We start from the raw sequence: 19,983 nt of genomic DNA, 5'->3' as shown, positions 1-19,983 counted from the left end.
GGGTGGGTGGGACAGATCCGGCGCGGAGCGGCGGGACAGGAGGGAGACAGCCCGCAGACGACAGGACGTCAGGCGCAGCCGCCCTCGCATGCCAGGCCCGGCACCCCGACCCCGTCCGCCCCGCATGCCAGTCCGGAAGAAACCAGCCCCCCGGACCCCGGGGTGAACGGGTGGGCGCGTGGGACAGATCCGGCGCGGAGCGGCGGGACAGGACGCAGACGGCACGACGCCAGGCGCAGCCGCCCCCGCAGGGGCGGGGGCACCGCCACCCCCGGCGGCAAGGCCCCACGTAACGGTCAAAGTGCGCGCAGCCGCCCTCGCAGGGGCGAACGCACGTGGGCCCCGCCACCCGGTGGCGGGGCCCACGTCACGGTTCAAGCGCGCGCAGCGGCTAGCCCGCCACCGCCACCGACGGCTCGCCCGACGGGACGCCGTCCTTCTCCATCTGCTCGGCGATCTTCAGCGCTTCCTCGATGAGGGTCTCCACGATCTTCGACTCGGGCACGGTCTTGATGACCTCGCCCTTGACGAAGATCTGCCCCTTGCCGTTGCCGGAGGCGACGCCGAGGTCGGCCTCGCGGGCCTCGCCGGGGCCGTTCACGACGCAGCCCATGACGGCGACGCGGAGGGGAACCTCCATGCCGTCGAGGCCCGCGGTGACCTCCTCGGCCAGCTTGTAGACGTCGACCTGGGCGCGGCCGCAGGAGGGGCAGGAGACGATCTCCAGGCGGCGCTGCTTGAGGTTCAGCGACTCCAGGATCTGCATGCCGACCTTGACCTCCTCCGCCGGAGGGGCGGAGAGGGAGACGCGGATCGTGTCGCCGATGCCCTCGGAGAGCAGCGCACCGAAGGCGACCGCCGACTTGATCGTGCCCTGGAAGGCCGGACCGGCCTCCGTCACGCCGAGGTGCAGCGGGTAGTCGCACGCCGCGGCCAGCTGGCGGTAGGCGTTGACCATCACGACCGGGTCGTTGTGCTTCACCGAGATCTTGATGTCCCGGAAGTCGTGCTCCTCGAAGAGGGACGCCTCCCAGAGGGCCGACTCGACGAGCGCCTCGGGCGTCGCCTTGCCGTACTTCTTAAGAAGACGCGCGTCCAGCGAACCCGCGTTGACGCCGATCCGGATCGGCGTGCCCGTGTCCTTCGCGGCCCGCGCGATCTCCGCGACCTTGTCGTCGAACTGCTTGATGTTGCCCGGGTTCACACGCACCGCCGCGCAGCCCGCGTCGATCGCCGCGAACACATACTTCGGCTGAAAGTGAATGTCGGCGATCACCGGAATCTGCGACTTGCGCGCGATCGTCGACAGCGCGTCCGCATCATCCTGCGTCGGGCACGCCACCCGCACGATCTGGCAGCCGGACGCCGTCAGCTCGGCGATCTGCTGCAGCGTCGCCCCGATGTCGGACGTACGCGTCGTCGTCATCGACTGCACCGACACCGGTGCGTCCCCGCCGACGGCGACCGTTCCGACCTGGATCTTCCGGCTGACCCTGCGGTCGGCGAGCTTGGTCGGAACGGACGGGATTCCGAGCGATACGGCAGTCATCTGGCGAGCATCCCCAAGAGTGTGGATCACAGTGTGGATCAAGGTCCCGAGATCGGCGGGCTCCAGGCTTCGAGATTACGGCACCCCATAGGGCTCGGGCACATCACGCCCCGGAGTCCACCCAATAGTGGGCGGCCGGACACATACTGTGCCCGGCCGCCGCAAACTTCGCTTAATCAGGCCCTTCTCAGGAGATCCTTACCGGGTTCACCACGTCCGCGATCAGCACCAGGATCGTGAAGCAGATGAAGATTCCCGCGACCACGTAGGCGACCGGCATCAGCTTCGCCACGTCGAAGGGGCCCGGGTCGGGCCGCTTCAGGAGCTTGGCCGCCTTCCGACGCACCGACTCCCACAGGGCGCCCGCGATGTGCCCGCCGTCCAGCGGCAGCAGCGGAAGCATGTTAAAGAGGAACAGCGACAGGTTGAAACCCGCGACCAAGAACAGCATCATCGCGATCTGGTTCTCCGGCGGGATGTCCAGGGTGAAGACCTCGCCGCCCACGCGGGCCGCGCCCACGACGCCCATCGGGGAGTCCTGCTTGCGGTCGCCGTCCCCGAAGGCCGCGTCCCACAGGTCGGGGACCTTGGACGGCAGGGCGATGAGCGACTCGACGCCGTTCTCCATCATGTCGCCCATGCGGTCCACGGAGTCGCCGAAGCCCTGCTGGACGATGCCGGTGGCCGGGGTGAAGCCGAGGAAGCCGGCGTAGACGTATTTGCCCTCTACGTAGCCACCGTCCCCGTCGGTCTTGCTGACCTGGTTCTTGATCAGGTTGGCGTGCAGGTCCACCCGCTTGCCGTCGCGCTCGACCGTGATGGTGGCCGGGCCGATGGTCTCGCGGATCTTCGACTGGAGCGTGGACCAGTCGTCGACGGGCTGCCCCTGGAAGCCGACGATCTTGTCGCCCAGCTTCAGTCCCGCGGCCTTGGCGGGCGAGGGCTTGTCGCCCTTCTCGCAGGTCGAGCGGTTCTCGCTCTGCTGGATGACACAGTCCGAGACCTTGCCGACCTGGTTCGTCTGGGTGCTGATGCCGAACGTCATCATCACGCCGAGGAAGATCGCCACGGCGAGGATCAGGTTCATGAAGGGGCCCGCGAACATCACGATCACGCGCTTCCAGGGCTTGCGCGTGTAGAAGAGGCGGGTTTCGTCGCCGGGCTTGAGCTCCTCGAAGGCGGCCGACCGGGCGTCCTCGATCATGCCGCGCCAGGGAGAGGTCGAGCGGGCCTCGATCTTGCCGTCCGGGCCGGGCGGGAACATGCCGATCATGCGGATGTAGCCGCCCAGGGGGATGGCCTTGATGCCGTACTCGGTGTCGCCCTTCTTGCGCGAGAAGATCGTCGGGCCGAAGCCGACCATGTACTGCGGCACGCGGATGCCGAACAGCTTGGCGGTCGACAGGTGGCCCAGCTCGTGCCAGGCGATCGAGAACAGCAGTCCGACCGCGAAGACGACTATGCCGAGGATCATCATCAAGGTCGTCATGCGCGGGCCTCCGCGGTCGCCTTCGCCGTCAGTTCACGGACCCGGGCACGTGCCCAGGTCTCCGCTTCGAGGACGTCCGCGACGGTCAGGGAAGTTCCCGACGCCGGTGTGCCGTGTTCGGCCACGACCTGTGTCACGGTCTCCATGATCCCGTTGAAGGGCAGGGCGCCGTTCAAGAACGCGTCCACGCACTCCTCGTTGGCGGCATTGAACACTGCCGGGGCCGTGCCCGCGAGCTTCCCCACGTGCCGGGCGAGCCCGACCGACGGAAAAGCGTCGTTGTCGAGCGGGAAGAACTCCCAGCTCGACGCCTTCGTCCAGTCGAACGCGGGGGCCGCGTCCGGCACCCGCTCCGGCCAGCCGATGCCGATGGCGATCGGTCCTCGCATGTCGGGCGGCGTGGCCTGGGCCAGCGTCGAGCCGTCGGTGAACTCGACCATGGAGTGCACGTAGGACTGCGGGTGCACGACGACCTCGATGCGCTCGAACGGGATGTCGTAGAGGAGGTGCGCCTCGATGACCTCCAGGCCCTTGTTGACGAGCGTCGCCGAGTTGACGGTGATGACCGGGCCCATGGCCCAGGTGGGGTGCGCGAGCGCGTCGTCCGGGGTGACGTCCGCCAGCTCGGCCTTCGTACGTCCCCGGAACGGGCCACCGGAAGCGGTGACGACCAGTTTTCGTACGTCGGCGCGGGTGCCGGCGGCGAGCGACTGGAAGAGGGCTGCGTGCTCGGAGTCGACGGGGATGATCTGGCCCGGCTTGGCGAGGGCCTTCACCAGGGGGCCGCCGACGATCAGCGACTCTTTGTTGGCGAGCGCGAGCGTGCGGCCCGCTTCGAGGGCAGCGAGGGTGGGCGCGAGGCCGATGGAACCGGTGATGCCGTTCAGGACCGTGTGGCACTCGGACGCGGCGAGCTGGGTGGCCGCGTCGGGCCCGGCGAGGATCTCGGGGAGCGGCTCCCCGTCGCCGTACTGCCCCTTGAGGGCCTCGCGCAGCGCCGGTACGACGTCCTCGCGGGCCACCGCGACGGTCCGCACGCGCAGCTGCCGTGCCTGCTCGGCGAGCAGCCCGACGCGGCCGCCCGCGGCGGAGAGCGCGGTGACGCGGAAGCGGCCGGGGTTGCGCAGGACGAGGTCGATGGCCTGGGTGCCGATCGACCCCGTCGAGCCGAGGATGACGATGTCCCGCGGGCCGGCTGTGGCCACAGGGACCACGGGGTCGAAGACGAGATGCGGGTCCGCGAGGGGGGCAGGGCTGTCGCTCATGCCCCCATTCTTGCGTGGGCGGCTGTGTGCGGGTGCACTGCGCCCCGATCCGGTCACTCGGTCCCGTGTTCCGGGGCGTGGCTGTCCGGTCGTGCGGCGTAGCGCAGGGGCGGGACTCGGGGGGTGGTGCCGTGTCGGACGCGTGGGTCCGTGCCCGGGTGGGGATCCGCCAGCGCTTCCCTCAGGAAGGGCACGATGCCGCGTTCCAGGAGTGCGATGTGCCAGGCTTCCCTGGCTCGGGCGATCTCGTCCTCCCGGTCGTCGGTCTGCAGCCCCGCCGCGGTGGAGCGATGGCGCAGCGCGGTGACCACCAGGCCGACCGCGGCGAACAGCAGACCCGCGGCGGTGATGGCACCGAAGAACCACCCCGCATCGATCAGGGCGTCTGCGATGTCGGGCTCGGGGCTGAGCATCTTCAGTACGCAGCCGATGAGCAGGAAGATCGCGGCGGCCGTCCCGGCGAGTACGGGTACGAGCACGGCGAGGACCGCCGAGAGACCGCCGCCGGTCTCCTCGCGGGCCTCTCCCCTTGCCGCGACGACACCGGCCGCCGGGGCCGATGGGCGCGACTCGTCGCGCACCCTCACGTAGTGGAGGTACTCCGCCGCGGCGGCCGAGGTGATGAGTGCGGACGCGTCCGTGGCCATGGTGCGCAGCTGCTCGATGTTGACGCGCTGCCCCACCGAGGCGAGTTCGGGCCGCTCATGGGTGGTGCGCAGCACCCCGTCGAGCAGCGAATCGAATGCCGCGCGGTCCTCGGGGAGCAGGTACGGCGCGGTGCGGGACGCAGGGGGACGCGGAGGGCGCTGCGAGGTCGCGGGCTCGGACCGCGGCGGTTCCGGCGCGGGCTGCTCGGGTGCCGGGGAGGGGGCCGGAGTCGGGACCGGAGACGAGGCCGCGGCCCTCTGCGGCGCGCTCACGCGGATGCCGAGGAGCGCGGCGAGCACCCGGCGGCCGAGCTGGAGTTCGGCCCTGCGGAGGGCGCCCGTCGGCCGGGCGGAGGTGCGGCCGACGCCGAGCACCGCCGAGCCGATCCTGCGGTTCATGGAGGGTCGGGTCACAGCGCCGTCCCCTCCTCCCCGGCGGGGGATCCATGGATGCGGCGGGGCTGCGGGCGGGGCTCGGCCAGCGGTTCCTGGGCCTGAGCGGGCTCAGGCACCACCGTGGGCCGGACGCGCGGCCCGAGCGGCTCGGTCTGCTGCGCCCCGGCCGCCTCGGGAGCGGGCGCGGGCGCGGGCGCCGTCGGCGCACCGGTGACGGCGTCGCTCACCGCCTGGATGCGCCCGAGCTGGGTCAGGATCACCGGGGCCGACACTCCGACGACGAACGCCGCGTACGCGCCGCTGATCTGGCCGGTGGTGCCGAAGAGCACGGCGGCACCGGCGCCCATCCCGCTGTGGATGACGGCCGCGGCCGTATCGGCCACGGGGTCGAAGTAGTCCCGGAACAGCGGCGGTCGGGACTCCTGCCCGGCGGCAGGCGCCTGCCGGTGTTCGCGTCGCGCCGCCTGCCAGTCGAGTACGCAGTTGTAGGCGTCGAGCACGCCGCGCAGCACACCCCCCGCCGCCCCCAGCAGGATGAGCATCGGCACGTCCACGGCATCCCCCGGCGCTACGACGGCGGGACTCCGGTTCCAGGAGTCCGCCGCATGAGCGTAGGGCCGGGGCTGCCGCGGAGGAAGGACCGCAGAGCGCTCCGCGATCAACGGATGGGGCGATGGACGTTCTCCCGTTTCGTCGCACCCGGGGTCGCGGCCGCGATCCAGGGTCCTTCGCCGCTGGGGTCGATGACGCCGGACTCCAGCCACGTGTACGTACCGGAGAGGACGCCCTTGACGACCTTGCGGTCGATGTCGTCGGTGTTGGTCCACAGGCGGTCGAAGAGCTCGTCGACGCGGATGCGGGACTGGCGGCAGAAGGTGTCGGCCAGCTGGTAGGCCTCGCGGCCGTACTCCTCCGTGGTCCGCAGGAGTTCGGCGCGCACGCAGGCCGCGCTCATCGCGAAGAGCTCGGCGCCGATGTCGACCACGCGGCCCAGGAAGCCCTGCTTGGTCTCCATCTTTCCCTGCCAGCGCGACATCGCGTAGAAGGTCGAGCGGGCCAGCTTGCGGGCATTGCGTTCTACGTAGCGCAGGTGCGGGGAGAGGTCCGCGTGCCCGCTGGGGTGGAACTCGGCGTACGAGCGCGGGAGTTGGCCCGCCCCTGTGACCAGCTTCGGAAGCCAGCGGGCGTAGAAGCCGCCCGCCTTCGCGCCCGCCTTCGCCTTGTCGGAGAGGGACTTGTCCGGGTCGATCAGGTCGCCCGCGACCTTCAGGTGCGCGTCCACGGCCTCGCGGGCGATCAGCAGGTGCATGATCTCCGTCGAGCCCTCGAAGATGCGGTTGATGCGCAGGTCGCGCAGGACCTGTTCGGCGGGGACCGCGCGTTCGCCGCGGGCCGCGAGGGACTCGGCGGTCTCGAAGCCGCGGCCGCCGCGGATCTGGACGAGTTCGTCCGCCATCAGACAGCCCATCTCCGAGCCGTACAGCTTGGCGAGGGCGGCCTCGATGCGGATGTCGTTGCGGTCCTCGTCGGCCATCTGCGAGGAGAGGTCGAGTACGGCTTCGAGGGCGAAGGTCGTCGCCGCGATGAAGGAGATCTTCGCGCCGACCGCCTCGTGGAACGCGACCGGCTTGCCCCACTGCTCGCGCGCCCCCGACCACTCGCGGGCGATCTTCAGACACCACTTGCCGGCGCCCACGCACATCGCGGGCAGCGAGAGGCGTCCGGTGTTGAGGGTCGTGAGGGCGATCTTCAGGCCCGCGCCCTCGGGGCCGATGCGGTGCGCGGCCGGGACGCGGACCTGGTGGAAGCGGGTGACGCCGTTCTCAAGGCCGCGCAGCCCCATGAAGGCGTTGCGGTTCTCGACGGTGATGCCGTCCGACGCGGCCTCTACGACGAAGGCGGTGATGCCGCCCTTGTGTCCCTCGGACTTCGGCACCCGCGCCATGACCACGAGCAGATCGGCGACGACGCCGTTGGTGGTCCACAGCTTCACGCCGTCCAGGACGTAGTCGTCGCCGTCCGGTACGGCCGCCATCGCCATGCGCGCCGGGTCGGAGCCGACGTCCGGCTCGGTGAGCAGGAACGCGCTGATGTCCGTGCGGGCACAGCGCGGCAGGAACTCGTCCTTCTGCTCCTGGGTGCCGAACTGCTTCAGCGGCTGCGGTACGCCGATCGACTGATGGGCGGAGAGCAGCGCGCCGATCGCCGGGTTCGCGGAGCCGACGAGGGCGAGGGCCTTGTTGTAGTACACCTGGGTGAGGCCGAGCCCGCCGTACTTCGTGTCGATCTTCATGCCGAGGGCGCCGAGCTCCTTGAGCCCGTTGATCACCTCGTCGGGGATCTGCGCCTCGCGCTCGATGCGCGCCGAGTCGATCTTCGTCTCGCAGAAGTCGCGGAGCTTGGCCAGGAACTCCTCGCCGCGCTGGGCGTCCTCGTCGGGGGGCATCGGGTGCGGGTGGATCAGGTCGAGCCGGAAGCGGCCCAGGAAGAGTTCCTTGGCGAAGCTGGGCTTGCGCCAGTCCTGCTCACGAGCGGCCTCGGCGACCTGCCGGGCCTCGCGCTCGCTGACGGACGGTTTGGGGGTTGGTGCGGACATGAGGAGCTCACCTCGCCGCGGAGTGGGGCCGGTCGGTGCCGATGGGACCGATCATGACCCGGTCGGTTACTGACTGGTGCTACTCGATCGTATGGATCGTATGTACCCGATCCACCCGAACCCCACCAGTCCTCGCGCAGCGTTTGGCCGCACCGCGTCCGCCTCGCGGACCGGACACGAGAACGGCCGGAGCCCCCGCACAGTGGGCTCCGGCCGTTCGGTTCGTGAGAGGTCTTGCGGGTGCCTTACAGGGCGAGGCCCGTCAGGACCATGACCCGCTCGTACGTGTAGTCGTCCATCGCGAACGCCACGCCCTCGCGGCCCACGCCGGACTGCTTGACGCCGCCGTACGGCATCTGGTCGGCGCGGTAGGACGGGGCGTCGCCGATGACCACGCCGCCGACCTCGAGGTCGCGGTGGGCGCGGAAGGCGGTCTGCAGGTCGTGCGTGAAGACGCCCGCCTGGAGGCCGTACTTGGAGTCGTTGACGGCGGCGAAAGCCTCCGCCTCGCCGTCCACCTTCTTGAGGGTGAGTACGGGGCCGAAGACCTCCTCGCAGGCGATGGTCACGTCGGCCGGTACGTCGGCGAGCACGGTCGGCGCGTACGCGGCGCCGTCCCGCTTGCCGCCGGCGAGGAGCTTCGCGCCCGCGTTGACGGCCTCGTCGACCCAGGCCTCCACGCGCTTGGCGGCGTCCTCGTTGACGAGCGGGCCGACCTCGGTGGCCGGGTCGGACGGGTCGCCGGTGACCTGGGCCTCGACGGCCTTCACGACGCGCGGCACGAGGCGGTCGTAGACGGACGCGTCGGCGATGACCCGCTGCACCGAGATGCAGGACTGGCCGCCCTGGTAGTTGGAGAAGGTCGCGATGCGCGAGGCGGCCCAGTCCAGGTCCTCGTCGGAGGAGAAGTCGTCCAGGACGACGGCCGCGCCGTTGCCGCCGAGCTCAAGGGTGCAGTGCTTGCGCGGCACCGAGTCCATGATCGCGTAGCCGACCTTGTCGGAGCCGGTGAAGGAGATGACCGGCATCCGCTCGTCCTGGACCAGGGCGGGCATCTTGTCGTTGGCGACGGGGAGCACGGACCAGGAACCGGCCGGGAGCTCGGTCTCGGCGAGGAGCTCGCCGATGAGGAGGCCGGACAGGGGGGTCGCGGGCGCCGGCTTCAGGATGATCGGCGCGCCGACGGCGATCGCCGGGGCGATCTTGTGGGCGCAGAGGTTCAGCGGGAAGTTGAACGGCGCGATGCCGAGGACGACGCCCTTGGGGAAGCGGCGGGTCAGGGCGAGGCGGCCCTGGCCGCCGGCGTCGGTGTCCAGACGCTGGGCCTCGCCGCCGTTGAACCGGCGGGCCTCCTCCGCGGCGAACCGGAACACGGAGACCGCGCGGCCGACCTCGCCGCGGGCCCACTTGATCGGCTTGCCGTTCTCCGCGGAGATCAGCTGGGCGATCTCCTCCGTGCGCTCGACCAGGCGGTTCGACACGTGAGAGAGGGCCGCGGCGCGGACGTGGGCCGGGGTCGCGGCGAACTCGTCGCGCACGGCGTACGCGGCGGCGACAGCCTCCTCGACCTGGGCGTCGGTCGGGACGGCCGCCTTGCCGACGAGCCGCCCGTCCCAGGGCGAAGTGACGTCGAGAGTGGTCTCACCGGTGGTCTGGCGACCGGCGAGCCAGAAGGCGTGGATGGAAGTCATGTCGATTCCCGGCCCTTCCGCGAAAGGTGTGTCTTGGGGGGTACGTTCCCCACCGTAGGGGCGGTATGGGTGCGGGGCGTTTGTCCGACGCGGAGCGTTGGACACTGGGTCTGCGCCGCTTTGGCAGGGGCGGGGGGCTTGCGCACCGCCGATGGCCCGGCCGTCGCTCGTCTGCGGCTGTGTTGTGGCTGGTCGCGCCCACGCGGCGGAGCCGCACATGTCGCAGCCCCGCGCCCCTTCGGGGCGCTCAGTCCGTGCCGCTCGACGTCGCCTTCAGCGAGAGCCACAGCTCCATCCGGACGTCCGGGTCGTCCAGGCTGCGGCCGAGGATCTCCTCGACCCTCCGCATCCGGTAGCGCAGCGTGTGCCGGTGGACGCCGAGGTCCGCCGCCGCCGCGTCCCACTGGCCGTGCCGGGACAGCCAGGCCCGCAGCGAGGCGATCAGATCGCCCCGGCCGGTGGCGTCGTGCTCGTACAGCGCGCGCAGGAGACCGTCGGCGAACGCGCGTACCGCGTCGTCGGCGAGGAGGGGAAGGACGGAGCCCGCCGCCAGCTCCTCGTGCTCGACCAGCGTGCGGCCCCGCCGCCGGGCCACTGACAGGGACTGGTCGGCCTGCTTGTACGCCGTGGCGGCCGCGATCGGCCCGGCCGGCGCGGAGAGCCCCATCAGGAGCGATGCGTCGTCGCCCGCGCCCTGCTCGCGCACCTCCGAGCGGCCGGACTCCAGCTGCTCCGCGTAGGCGACGCAGGCCGCAGCCCCCGCCCCGCCGTCCACGACGAGCAGCACGAGCCGCTCGCCGTACGGCACGACGAGGAGCGCCTCGCCGGCGCGCGCGGCGGCCGACTCGACGGCGTCGGTGAGCCCGGCGAGCGGGTCGCCGCCCTCGGGGGCGGAGGCCGGGACTTCAGCCACCACGAGGCGGAACGGGGCGTCGAGGAGCCCTCCGTACAGCTCCCCCGCCACGGTCCGCGCGTGATCCGGCTCCCCCGCGAGCAGCATCCGAAGCACCGCGGCCCCGATCCGCGCCTCGGCGGCGTGCAGTGAGCGGTTGCGCTCCGTGGTGAGGGTGAGGAGGGCTATGGCGGAGTGCAGGGCGTACCGCTCGGCCGTGCCGAGGGTGGATGCCGTGCCGACGGCGAGCGCGGCGCGTGGCCGCCGCCCGGTGCCGATCGAGTGCAGCTCCACGCGGTCCTCGGCGCCGGCGACGACCGCGCTCGCGGGGGCCGTCCGGTCCCGCAGCCGCTCGACGTCGGAGGTGAGGCGGGCGGCCCTGCGGGACGCCCACTCGGGTGCCGTTGCGACGACGGCGCCCGAGGCGTCGTACAGCGCCGCCCAGCCGTCGACCTGCCCGGCCAGCGCGGCGAGCAGCCCTTCGGGGCCGTCGCTCAGCGCCTGCTTGGTCAGCTCGCGCTGGGCGGCGAAGCCCGCCGTCACCGCGCGGTACTGGTCGGCGGCGATCGCGGCCGACACGGCCTTGCTGATGGCGAGGAACGGCGTGCGCCGAGGCACCTCCAGGAGCGGGAGCCCCTCGCCCTCCGCGGCCTCGACCAGTGCCAGTGGAATGTCGTCGTAGTGCACGCCGACCGCGAAGCCGAGCCCGACGACGCCGGCCGCCGCGAGCCGCTTCACATAGCGGCGCATCGCGTCGGGATCCTCCGCGTCCAGCTTGAGCGCGGTGATCAGGAGGAGCTCGCCGCCCTCCATGTAGGGCACGGGGTCGGTGAGCTCACTGGCATGCGCCCAGCGCACGGGCGCGTCCAGATGCTCCTCACCGGCGCGCACGGTCAGCTTGAGCGCGGAGTGGTGGACGAGGGAGGCGAGCGTGGGCGGCATGGGACCTTCAGGTCGGGTCAGCGGCAGGTCTGGGAGTCGACGGCGTCGGGTGAGACGGCACCCGTCCGGTCCGTACATCGAATCGCGGACGAGATGTGGATCTTTTGGCCGCTACGTATGAACGACCTGTGTCGATTCTGCCTCACCGTACGGTACGTACGAGACCGATTACCCCGTACGTACATCCCTACCTACGCCCCGGCGACTAACCCCGAAGGTCCACGAGCAGCGGCGGCGCGTGCTCGCCGCGGACGTCGGTGAGGGAGAGTACGGCGTGGCCGGGGGGCAGGGCGTGGGCCAGCTCGGATGCCGACCAGCGCTCTCGTTCGACCTGCCGCACGGTCACCGCCCGGGCGGTCGGCGCGTTGCCGGTGATGACCCGGCGCAGCATGTGCACGGTCTTGCCGAGCGGGGTCTCGGCGATGATCTGCCGGTCGGTGACGTCCCGTGCCTCGATCCACTCCTTGCCCCAGACCTCCGCGAAGTCCTGCCCGTCCCACGGGGTGAGCCCGGAGAGCGCCATACGGCAGCCGATCGAGCCGAGCAGCGGGGTGCGCAGCGGGCGGGGTGCGTCGTCGAGCGTACGCAGGGTCAGTACGACGCCGGCGTTCGCGGACCGCAGCCGCTGGACCCGGCGTACGGCCTCGGGGGTGATGGTGCCCGTCGCGTCGTCCAGGACGAGGCAGGCGAAGAGCGAGCGGTCCTCGCGGGCGGCGGCGCTCGCCATGAACTGGGCCAGCATCAGCCGGGCGAGGATCCGTGAGGCGTCGGCGTGGCCGCGCTCGGGGAGGTCGATGCGGACGCGTACGGGGTGGTCGAGGGCCCGCAGCGAGAAGGGGCGGCCCTGGCCCGACGTGTCGAAGAAGGAGGCGAAGGCCGGGCGGTCGAGCAGCGCGATGCGGTCGGCGATGACGGCCCCCGGGTCGCCGGGGTGGCCCAACTGCCGCTCGCGGGCGTCGAGTTCCCGCAGCATGGCCTCCTGCCCCGACTCCTGGAGCGCCTTGCGCAGCGCGCCGAGCGGGCCGGGGGCGCCGTCGAGCAGGGCGCGCAGCTCGGGCACGGAAGGGAAACGCCGGTGCACGGCGTGGTACGGGCCGAGCAACTGGGCGAGGACGGTCGTCGAGCGGCGGCTGTCACCGCCGGGATGCGGGTCGACGAGATCGCCGACGAGCGCTTCGGCGAGCACGGCGGCCGCCTCGTCCGGATCGCTCGTCCCCCCGTACAGATCGAGGTCGTACACGGAGTCGGGATGCCCGACCCGTACGACGACGTCGTAGTCCTCGGCGGGCCCGAGCCCCGCGCCCGCCGCGCCGACCACCACCACGGCGGCCCGCCCGGCGAGCGCCCCCAGGCAGAGGGCCTCGGCGATCGGCCATACGACGCTGCTGGTCTTGCCGGACCCGGCGGGCCCCACGGCGAGCAGCGAGGTACCCAGGAGCTCGGGCCCGATGCCGAGTCCCGCTCCTCGGTAGGCATACGGATTGCGCGGGTCGTCGACGGTCGTGCCGATGCGTACCTGCGCCGTGGCGAGGTCGTGGCGTGCGGCGCGCGCGGGCAGGTCGCGGTCTCCGGAGGGGTGCGGGCAGGCGGCGGCCCCGTCGCGTACGACGGAGTCGCTGAACGCGCCGATGGTGTTGCGCCCCGCCCGCACGGACCGCCAGGCCCGCGAGATCCGGGCGTGGTCGACGTCCCGCATCAGCCCGGCCCGGGCGTCCGCGGCAAGCCGGTCGGCGGCCGCCTCGGCACCGGCGTCCCGCAGTTGGGGCCACTGGGCGGGGTCCTCGCCGGGGGCGGGCGCCGGCTGCTGGGGGGCCGGCCGGCGGAAACGGGGCGCGACGAAACGGCGCCAGACCTCGCTCCAGCGGCCGATGCGGCCCACGCCGATCATGATGCCGAGCACGATGAGCGTGTAGTAGCTGTACCAGACGACGGCGTTGCCGATCCGGTCCTTCGTGTAGATCCAGGCGTCGGGCAGGAACAGCTCGAGCGGCAGCACCCACCATCCCCCGAGATAGCCGTTCCACAGCAGCGACCAGAGCAGCCACCCCACCAGGAACGCGATCAGCGCCCCGCTGAGCAGCTGCCGCGTCGGGGTGACCTCCGGCTCCTGCTCGGGCCGCGGCTGATGCCCGAACCGCCAGACGCCGGGCTGCGCACCGGGCCGGGGCGTGCGCAGCCACCGCAGATACGCGGAACCGTCGGGCTGCGGCGGCACTCCCGGCGCCTGCGCGGGGCGCGGCGGCGTACCGGGCGCACTCGGCCGACCGGCGGAGCCCGGAGGCACCGCCGGCCGCGGCACCGGTGTGGCGTGCGTGCCGCGTGCGTCGTAAGTGCCGTCGGAGTCCATGACCCTTGCCCCCTGACCTGCCGCTCTGCTGTTCCGCGGGTCAATCTAGTGCCCCCACAGGGGGAGTTCACCGGATACGTGGCCGGGCCTGCGGGAATGGGGCGGTGCGGGGCGGCGCGAGCTGGGCCGCGCATCGCTGTCCCGCTACCGTCGTCCGATGGCCGATCACCAGGACCACGACACAGAGGACCACGACCCAGCCGTCGGAACGCGGGAACACGACCCGGTCGCCGCGCCGCCTCCCGGGAAGCCCGCCACCGCCTGGGACGCTCCGTCGACCCGTCGCGCCTGGCGCCGGCACACGGTCAGAACCGTCCTCGCCCTCGCCGCCTGGATCGGCGGCTGGTTCGTGCTGCTGTGCGGCGGCAGCCGCAGTCGTGGCCCGGCTACAAGTCTTCGGGCAGAAGCCGGAAGGCATCATGTGCGGTGAGTGGGCGCATCATGCGGAAGTGCCGGTCGGTGGTCAGCATGTCGGCGGTCCGGAAAGCGGCGGCAAGCGCCACGTTCATGGCATCGGCGAGGCCGACCCCTTTCCCGCCACTCGCGTCGTTGTAACCACGCATCACTGCCATGGCACCCCGGAGGTGCACGGCCGTATCGGGAATCTCGAAGCGCCTGGCTTCCACCTGTCCTGCGATGAACTCCAGGGCGTTCATCGCGGCACCGGCACCCACCCTCTCCGTGACGAGATAGTCGAGTTCGGTAAGCACCATGGGCGAGATGACCAGGTGCCCGACACGAGCGAGGGCACCCTTGTGGGCCGCATGCCGTGCGTCCCTGGGTGTGAACAGCCGGTACAACGCGTTGGTGTCGGCAATGGCGACCGGAATCTCAGTCATCGATCGCGCCCATGCCTCGCAGTGTCGCGTCGATCTCGTCATCACTCAGCGCGGGCCCACCCAGATCCGGAAGGTCGAGCAACCCCATCGGGTCCGTCCGGAACGCGTACACAGGCGGGCTCATGCCGTCACCTCGGGGAACGATGTCTCCTATCGGCACCCCGTCTTTGGTGATCGTGACGGTCTCGCCCGCCGCGACCCTCGCCAGGACCCGCGAGGTCTGCTGGTTGAGCTCCCGGAGCGGTACATCCTTGCTGCTGCCCATGCACCCAGCGTACTACGCGTTCTACACCTCACCCAGTGGCGCTCTGAAGCACCCGACGTCCACCCGCTTCCACCGAGCGACCCCCGCTATGTCCACCACGGACAACCGCCACGCCCAACAACTCCCCCGTGGAGCATGACCACCCCCGGTCCGCGGCCCTAACCTGCGAAGAAAGCATCAGTGCGTCCGTAACGCCCCCACCCCCAGGAGCCCTCCATGACCGAAATTCCGCAGGAGCGCCGCGTCGTCACCGCCATTCCCGGGCCGAAGTCCCAGGAGCTGCAGGCCCGCCGGACCGCCACGGTCGCCGGTGGGGTGGGTTCCGTGCTGCCCGTGTTCGCGGCGCGTGCCGGTGGCGGCATCATCGAGGACGTCGACGGGAACCGCTTCATCGACTTCGGCTCCGGCATCGCCGTGACGTCGGTCGGTGCGAGCGCCGAGGCCGTCGTGCGCCGCGCGACCGCGCAGCTCGCCGACTTCACCCACACCTGTTTCATGGTCACGCCGTACGAGGGGTACGTCGCCGTCGCCGAGCAGCTCGCGGAGCTGACGCCGGGTGACCACGAGAAGAAGTCCGCGCTCTTCAACTCCGGCGCCGAGGCCGTCGAGAACGCCGTCAAGATCGCCCGTGCGCACACCAAGCGCCAGGCCGTCGTCGTCTTCGACCACGGCTACCACGGCCGTACCAACCTGACGATGGCGCTGACCAGCAAGAACATGCCGTACAAGAACGGCTTCGGGCCGTTCGCGCCCGAGGTCTACCGCGTTCCGGTCGCGTACGGCTACCGCTGGCCGACGGGCGAGGAGAACGCCGGTCCCGAGGCCGCCAAGCAGGCCATCGACCAGATCAGCAAGCAGGTCGGCGCGGACAACGTCGCCGCGATCATCATCGAGCCGGTGCTCGGCGAGGGCGGCTTCATCGAGCCGGCCAAGGGCTTCCTGCCGGCGATCGTGCAGTTCGCCAACGACAACGGCATTGTGTTCGTCGCGGACGAGATCCAGTCCGGCTTCTGCCGCACCGGTCAGTGGTTCGCGTGTGAGGACGAGGGGATCGTCCCGGACCTGATCACGACCGCCAAGGGCATTGCCGGTGGCCTGCCGCTCGCCGCCGTCACCGGTCGCGCCGAGATCATGGACTCCGCGCACGCCGGCGGCCTCGGCGGCACCTACGGCGGCAACCCGGTGGCCTGCGCCGGTGCGCTCGGCGCCATCGAGACGATGAAGGAGCTCGACCTCAACGGCAAGGCCAAGGCGATCGAGGCGACGATGAAGTCCCGCCTCTCCGCCATCGCGGAGAAGTACGACATCGTCGGCGACATCCGCGGCCGCGGCGCCATGATCGCCATCGAGCTGGTCAAGGACCGCGCCACCAAGGAGCCGAACCCGGAGGCGACCGGCGCCCTGGCCAAGGCCTGCCACGCGGAGGGCCTGCTGGTCCTCACCTGTGGCACGTACGGCAACGTGCTGCGCTTCCTGCCGCCGCTGGTGATCGGCGACGACCTCCTCAACGAGGGCCTGGACATCATCGAGGCGGCCTTCGCCCGCATCTGACGCCGTCGGCGGCGGCCGGACCACGGCGGGCGCCGCCGATAGCGGTCAACGGAGCCGGGATCATCCCATAGCGGGAAGATCCCGGCTCCGTATGTATCCGTACATGCCCTGACGTGTGTGTACCTCACGCGGTGAGAGAGCCGTGACCTGGGGTGACGGGCAGGGCGTGTGAAGAACGTGTGGGGGCCCGATGGCGGGTTGCCGTTCCGCCTGTCGGCCCGTCACCACCTGACGTACGGTTTCTGCAGATGAGAGAAACACCCCGCCCACAGGCAACTGTGGGCGACACCGGGACGGAGCCTCCCCAGCCCCGTCTTGGTCGTGCCCTCGCGCACACACCCGGAGCTTCTGGCTCCGGAACTCCTCACCGATCGGATGGCCGCACGCCCCAAACCCCCCGGGGCGCGCGGTTCGCCGATCAGCCCGGCCACTTCGGAACTACCCCCCCTGTTCCGAAGTGGCCGGCCTTTTTTCTTTCCCTCTGTGCGCTGTTCTTCGCGCTCATCACCTGGCAGGTGATCGCCGACGGCCCCCTCCGCGACGCGGACGAGCGGCTCGGCCCCTGGATCACCGGAAGCCGGCTCCCTGACGGCGCCGCCGAGTTCCTCGCCGACCTCGGCGGAGTCGCCGTCGCCGCACCCGTGCTCGCGGCCGTCGCCGCCTGGACCGCCTGGCGGGGCCGGCTCGACGGTGTCTTCCGCTGGTGGCTCGCCCCGGTCACCGCCGCCGTCGCGCTGGCGGCGGTCCCGGCTCTGGTGATCCCGCTCAAGGTCATCGTCGACCGCACAGGACCGCCCGGCATGGACGGCAGCGGCTACTACCCGTCGGGCCACACCGCCACCGCCATGGTCGCCTACGGCGGGGCGGCGCTGCTCCTGCTCCCGCATCTGCGCGGCACGTACGCCCGACGCGAACTGGTCATCTCCTGCGCCCTGTTGAACTTCGGGGTCGGACTCGGTCTGGTGCGGCGCGGATACCACTGGCCGCTGGACGTGGTGGCCGGCTGGCTGCTGTTCGGGATGGTGCTGCAGGTGATGGCGATCGTGATCGCGCGGCACGGTCGTGGGCCGGCCGAGGAGGGTGAACCGGCCCAGGAATAGGGCGAGTTCGAAGGGGACGCGGTGACCGCAGGCACAGCGACGGAACGAGTGCTTGCCCCCTACGAGCGGCGGGAGTACGCGCTGTCCCTGTCATCGTCGAAGAGGGGCAGCGAGCCGGAGTCCGTGAGATGCGGGCACGCGGGGTCGTGATGGAGCTGGGTGCCCTGCTTCGGCAGGAGCACGCGCCCCAGGGGCACTCGCCGCCTTCGAGCCCGCCCGGCACGTGCTCGCCCAACCAGCCGGCCGGCGAGGCCTCGGCCTGCGTGCTGCTGCATCCAGGCGGGGCGGCGGCGCCTCGGGCAAGCGTCGCGGCGCGGCGCTGGGACGGGGGCACGTCGGCGCGGGTGCGGTCGGTGCCGGTCGATCTGCCGTCGCTGCTCGGCGCGTTGGGCGGACCAGGGTGGCGCGAGACGCTGGTGCGGCTGGGGGATCAGGTGCTCGACTGACCCCGCGCCGGTCCGCCCGGGGGGGGGCGCGTCAGCCGAAGTACGCGTCGAAGTTCTTGGAGAACTCCCAGTTGTTGAAGCGGTCCCAGTTGATCGACCAGGTCATCAGGCCGCGCAGGTCCGGCCAGGTGCCGTGCGTCCGGTACGAGCCGCAGCTGGTGCCCTTGGTCAGGCAGTCCAGGGCCTTGTTGACCTCGCCCGTCGGCACGTGGCCGTTGCCCGCGTTGGTGGAGGCGGGCATGCCGATGGCCACCTTCTCCGGGGGCAGGGCGGGGAAGACGTTGTTCGCGTCGCCCGCCACGGGGAAGCCGGTGAGCAGCATGTCCGTCATCGCGATGTGGAAGTCCGCGCCGCCCATGGAGTGGTACTGGTTGTCCAGGCCCATGATCGGCCCCGAGTTGTAGTCCTGGACGTGCAGCAGGGTGAGGTCGTCGCGCAGGGCGTGGATGACCGGCAGGTACGCGCCGGCGCGGGGGTCCTGGCCGCCCCATTTGCCGGTGCCGTAGTACTGGTAGCCGAGCTGGACGAAGAAGGTCTCCGGCGCCATCGTGAGCGTGAAGCCGCTGCCGTACTTGGACTTGAGGGTCTTCACCGCGGAGATCAGGTTCACGATCGACGGGGTCTTGGGGTTCTTGAAGTCCGTGTCGTCGGCGTTCAGGGAGAGGGAGTGGCCCTCGAAGTCGATGTCCAGGCCGTCGAGTCCGTACTCGTCGATGATCGCGGAGACGGACGACACGAAGGTGTCGCGGGCCTGCGCGGTGGTGAGCTGCACCTGGCCGTTCTGGCCGCCGATGGAGATCAGGACCTTCTTGCCCGCCGCCTGCTTGGCCTTGATCGCGGCCTTGAAGTCTTCCTTCGACTCGACGTTCGGGCACTCGGTCTGCGGACAGAGGCCGAAGCGGATGTCGCCCGACGTGGCGGACGTCGGCTCCCCGAAGGCGAGGTCGATGATGTCCCAGCTGTCGGGGGTGTCCGCGAGCCGGGTGTAGCCGGAGCCGTTGGCGAAGCTGGTGTGCAGATAGCCGACAAGGGCGTGGTCGGCGGCGGCCTTCGGTTGTGCGGTGTCCGCCGCGGCGGTCGTGGCCGGGAGGCCGGACGCGGCGAGCGCGCAGGCGGCGGCCGCGGCCACGGTGAGACGTCTGAGAGCGTGCGACAAGGAACGATCCACAACTGCCTCCGGGCATGGGGGGATTGGAGGGCGGGTCGCGCTTAATTTGGTCCAGACCAATACGTCTGTCAAGACCTCAACAACTCCCGTGCCCCCGGGCTCCCCTACCGCGTCTACTGCCCCGGCTCCATCCCCTCCCGCGCGAGGCCCGCCGCCGCCTCGTGCATCGCGAGTTCGAGCAGCGCCGGATCGGTCAGCGTGCCCGAGCCGTCAGGCGGGATCAGCCAGCGCGCCGCGCCACTGGCCCGCCCGGGATAGGGCACGACGATCCAGGTGCCGCGCCCCGCACCGCGAATGCCCGTACCGATCCAGCGGGCGACCGTGCCCGCCGGGACGAAGAACCCCATGCGGGCGTCGCCGAAGTCGGCGAGCACGGGCCCTGGGCGGTCGATGCAGCGGGTGAGCACGTCAAGGGTGGGATAGCCGAGTTCGCCGGGCAGGATGAGTACGTCCCAGAGCCTGCCCGCCGGCAGCAGCGCGACCCCGAGGGGGTTTCGCTCCCACTCCCAGCGGCAGGCCTCCGGATCCGGCGCCACCGACACCAGCCATTCGACCGCCGGCTTCGTCCTCGAGGCATTCATGGCGGGGCCTCCCTCTTCCTGTGCGCCAGCTGTGCCTGTCACAGGTGAGAGGGGGTCGGGGGATCCTGCGCTCGCCGCGCGGCCCGCGGACCACGAACTCGGCGTCGAGCGCCAGCGCGAGCAGGCACCACTCCGACGGCGCATCCCCGGCCTGGACCCCCCTCCCGGTCCAGTACGCCGACTACACCCTCTGGCAGCGGGAGTTGCTCGGCGACGAGG

Annotated in this window: 15 protein-coding genes and 1 pseudogene; 3 read left to right on the top strand and 13 right to left on the bottom strand. The window is 71.3% G+C overall.

The features are described from left to right. Nucleotides 1-391: 391 nt before the first annotated feature. From ispG to AB0G47_RS39740, 11 genes are all read right to left on the bottom strand, one after another. Nucleotides 392-1,549, bottom strand: coding sequence for a flavodoxin-dependent (E)-4-hydroxy-3-methylbut-2-enyl-diphosphate synthase (gene ispG, locus AB0G47_RS39790; RefSeq protein ID WP_360780643.1), 1,158 nt, complete (start codon nt 1,547-1,549; stop codon nt 392-394). A gap of 187 nt (nt 1,550-1,736) precedes the next feature. Beyond that, nucleotides 1,737-3,038: a site-2 protease family protein gene (locus AB0G47_RS39785; protein ID WP_360780641.1), complete on the bottom strand. Its 1,302-nt coding sequence runs from the start codon at nt 3,036-3,038 to the stop codon at nt 1,737-1,739. Beyond that, nucleotides 3,035-4,303: a 1-deoxy-D-xylulose-5-phosphate reductoisomerase gene (gene dxr, locus AB0G47_RS39780; RefSeq protein WP_360780639.1), complete on the bottom strand. Its 1,269-nt coding sequence runs from the start codon at nt 4,301-4,303 to the stop codon at nt 3,035-3,037. The genes AB0G47_RS39785 and dxr overlap by 4 nt, the downstream gene beginning before the upstream one ends. Nucleotides 4,304-4,356: 53 nt before the next feature. Then, entirely contained in the window at nt 4,357-5,364 is a 1,008-nt protein-coding gene (locus AB0G47_RS39775; protein ID WP_360780636.1) for a hypothetical protein, read from the bottom strand. Continuing rightward, nucleotides 5,361-5,888, bottom strand: coding sequence for a hypothetical protein (locus AB0G47_RS39770; RefSeq protein ID WP_360780727.1), 528 nt, complete (start codon nt 5,886-5,888; stop codon nt 5,361-5,363). The genes AB0G47_RS39775 and AB0G47_RS39770 overlap by 4 nt, the downstream gene beginning before the upstream one ends. Before the next feature lie 116 nt (nt 5,889-6,004). Further along, nucleotides 6,005-7,942, bottom strand: a complete 1,938-nt coding sequence (locus AB0G47_RS39765) for an acyl-CoA dehydrogenase family protein (protein WP_360780633.1) — start codon at nt 7,940-7,942, stop codon at nt 6,005-6,007. A gap of 245 nt (nt 7,943-8,187) precedes the next feature. Beyond that, a complete protein-coding gene (locus AB0G47_RS39760) occupies nt 8,188-9,633 on the bottom strand; it encodes an aldehyde dehydrogenase family protein (protein WP_360780631.1) in 1,446 nt (481 codons plus the stop codon). Nucleotides 9,634-9,880: 247 nt separating this feature from the next. Next, nucleotides 9,881-11,467, bottom strand: a complete 1,587-nt coding sequence (locus tag AB0G47_RS39755; RefSeq protein WP_360780628.1) for a PucR family transcriptional regulator — start codon at nt 11,465-11,467, stop codon at nt 9,881-9,883. Nucleotides 11,468-11,672: 205 nt separating this feature from the next. Beyond that, on the bottom strand, nt 11,673-13,814 hold the full coding sequence (locus AB0G47_RS39750) for an ATP-binding protein (RefSeq protein WP_360780625.1): 2,142 nt from the start codon (nt 13,812-13,814) through the stop codon (nt 11,673-11,675). A 386-nt stretch (nt 13,815-14,200) separates the two neighbouring features. Continuing rightward, nucleotides 14,201-14,653, bottom strand: a complete 453-nt coding sequence (locus tag AB0G47_RS39745; protein WP_360780622.1) for a PIN domain-containing protein — start codon at nt 14,651-14,653, stop codon at nt 14,201-14,203. Continuing rightward, nucleotides 14,646-14,918 carry a type II toxin-antitoxin system prevent-host-death family antitoxin gene (locus tag AB0G47_RS39740; RefSeq protein ID WP_360780620.1) on the bottom strand — a complete coding sequence of 91 codons (273 nt, stop codon included), beginning with the start codon at nt 14,916-14,918 and terminating at the stop codon, nt 14,646-14,648. Before AB0G47_RS39740 ends, AB0G47_RS39745 begins: the two co-directional genes overlap by 8 nt. A 216-nt stretch (nt 14,919-15,134) precedes the next feature. On the opposite strand from AB0G47_RS39740, the gene gabT reads away from it, so the two are divergent. From gabT to AB0G47_RS39725, 3 genes are all read left to right on the top strand, one after another. Then, complete coding sequence (gene gabT, locus AB0G47_RS39735) at nt 15,135-16,469, top strand: 4-aminobutyrate--2-oxoglutarate transaminase (RefSeq protein WP_360780617.1); 1,335 nt, start codon at nt 15,135-15,137, stop codon at nt 16,467-16,469. 515 nt (nt 16,470-16,984) lie between these two features. Next, nucleotides 16,985-17,569 (top strand): phosphatase PAP2 family protein, encoded by a 585-nt coding sequence (locus AB0G47_RS39730; protein ID WP_360780614.1) that lies wholly within the window; start codon nt 16,985-16,987, stop codon nt 17,567-17,569. Nucleotides 17,570-17,697: 128 nt separating this feature from the next. Then, nucleotides 17,698-18,015, top strand: coding sequence for a hypothetical protein (locus AB0G47_RS39725; protein ID WP_360780611.1), 318 nt, complete (start codon nt 17,698-17,700; stop codon nt 18,013-18,015). Between the two features lie 31 nt (nt 18,016-18,046). Here the strand turns inward: AB0G47_RS39725 and AB0G47_RS39720 are convergent. Both AB0G47_RS39720 and AB0G47_RS39715 read right to left on the bottom strand, forming a co-directional pair. After that, a pseudogene (locus AB0G47_RS39720) lies at nt 18,047-19,051 on the bottom strand (chitinase); the annotation flags it as partial. A gap of 245 nt (nt 19,052-19,296) precedes the next feature. After that, nucleotides 19,297-19,764: a hypothetical protein gene (locus tag AB0G47_RS39715; protein WP_360780608.1), complete on the bottom strand. Its 468-nt coding sequence runs from the start codon at nt 19,762-19,764 to the stop codon at nt 19,297-19,299. Nucleotides 19,765-19,983 lie beyond the last annotated feature (219 nt).

The sequence above is a fragment of the Streptomyces sp. NPDC021622 genome (assembly GCF_040640795.1).
Lineage (GTDB): Bacteria > Actinomycetota > Actinomycetes > Streptomycetales > Streptomycetaceae > Streptomyces.
The sequence above is the reverse complement of the archived record's forward strand: the minus strand, read 5'-3'. Positions and strand labels throughout refer to the sequence as shown.

What these genes read in the sequence shown, in the direction of transcription:
- ispG (WP_360780643.1), bottom strand. Translation starts at nt 1,549, where the DNA reads ATGACTGCCGTATCGCTCGGAATCCCGTCCGTTCCGACCAAGCTCGCC.
- AB0G47_RS39785 (WP_360780641.1), bottom strand. Translation starts at nt 3,038, where the DNA reads ATGACGACCTTGATGATGATCCTCGGCATAGTCGTCTTCGCGGTCGGA.
- dxr (WP_360780639.1), bottom strand. Translation starts at nt 4,303, where the DNA reads ATGAGCGACAGCCCTGCCCCCCTCGCGGACCCGCATCTCGTCTTCGAC.
- AB0G47_RS39770 (WP_360780727.1), bottom strand. Translation starts at nt 5,888, where the DNA reads ATGCTCATCCTGCTGGGGGCGGCGGGGGGTGTGCTGCGCGGCGTGCTC.
- AB0G47_RS39765 (WP_360780633.1), bottom strand. Translation starts at nt 7,942, where the DNA reads ATGTCCGCACCAACCCCCAAACCGTCCGTCAGCGAGCGCGAGGCCCGG.
- AB0G47_RS39760 (WP_360780631.1), bottom strand. Translation starts at nt 9,633, where the DNA reads ATGACTTCCATCCACGCCTTCTGGCTCGCCGGTCGCCAGACCACCGGT.
- AB0G47_RS39755 (WP_360780628.1), bottom strand. Translation starts at nt 11,467, where the DNA reads ATGCCGCCCACGCTCGCCTCCCTCGTCCACCACTCCGCGCTCAAGCTG.
- AB0G47_RS39750 (WP_360780625.1), bottom strand. Translation starts at nt 13,814, where the DNA reads ATGGACTCCGACGGCACTTACGACGCACGCGGCACGCACGCCACACCG.
- AB0G47_RS39745 (WP_360780622.1), bottom strand. Translation starts at nt 14,653, where the DNA reads ATGACTGAGATTCCGGTCGCCATTGCCGACACCAACGCGTTGTACCGG.
- AB0G47_RS39740 (WP_360780620.1), bottom strand. Translation starts at nt 14,918, where the DNA reads ATGGGCAGCAGCAAGGATGTACCGCTCCGGGAGCTCAACCAGCAGACC.
- gabT (WP_360780617.1), top strand. Translation starts at nt 15,135, where the DNA reads ATGACCGAAATTCCGCAGGAGCGCCGCGTCGTCACCGCCATTCCCGGG.
- AB0G47_RS39725 (WP_360780611.1), top strand. Translation starts at nt 17,698, where the DNA reads ATGCGGGCACGCGGGGTCGTGATGGAGCTGGGTGCCCTGCTTCGGCAG.
- AB0G47_RS39715 (WP_360780608.1), bottom strand. Translation starts at nt 19,764, where the DNA reads ATGAATGCCTCGAGGACGAAGCCGGCGGTCGAATGGCTGGTGTCGGTG.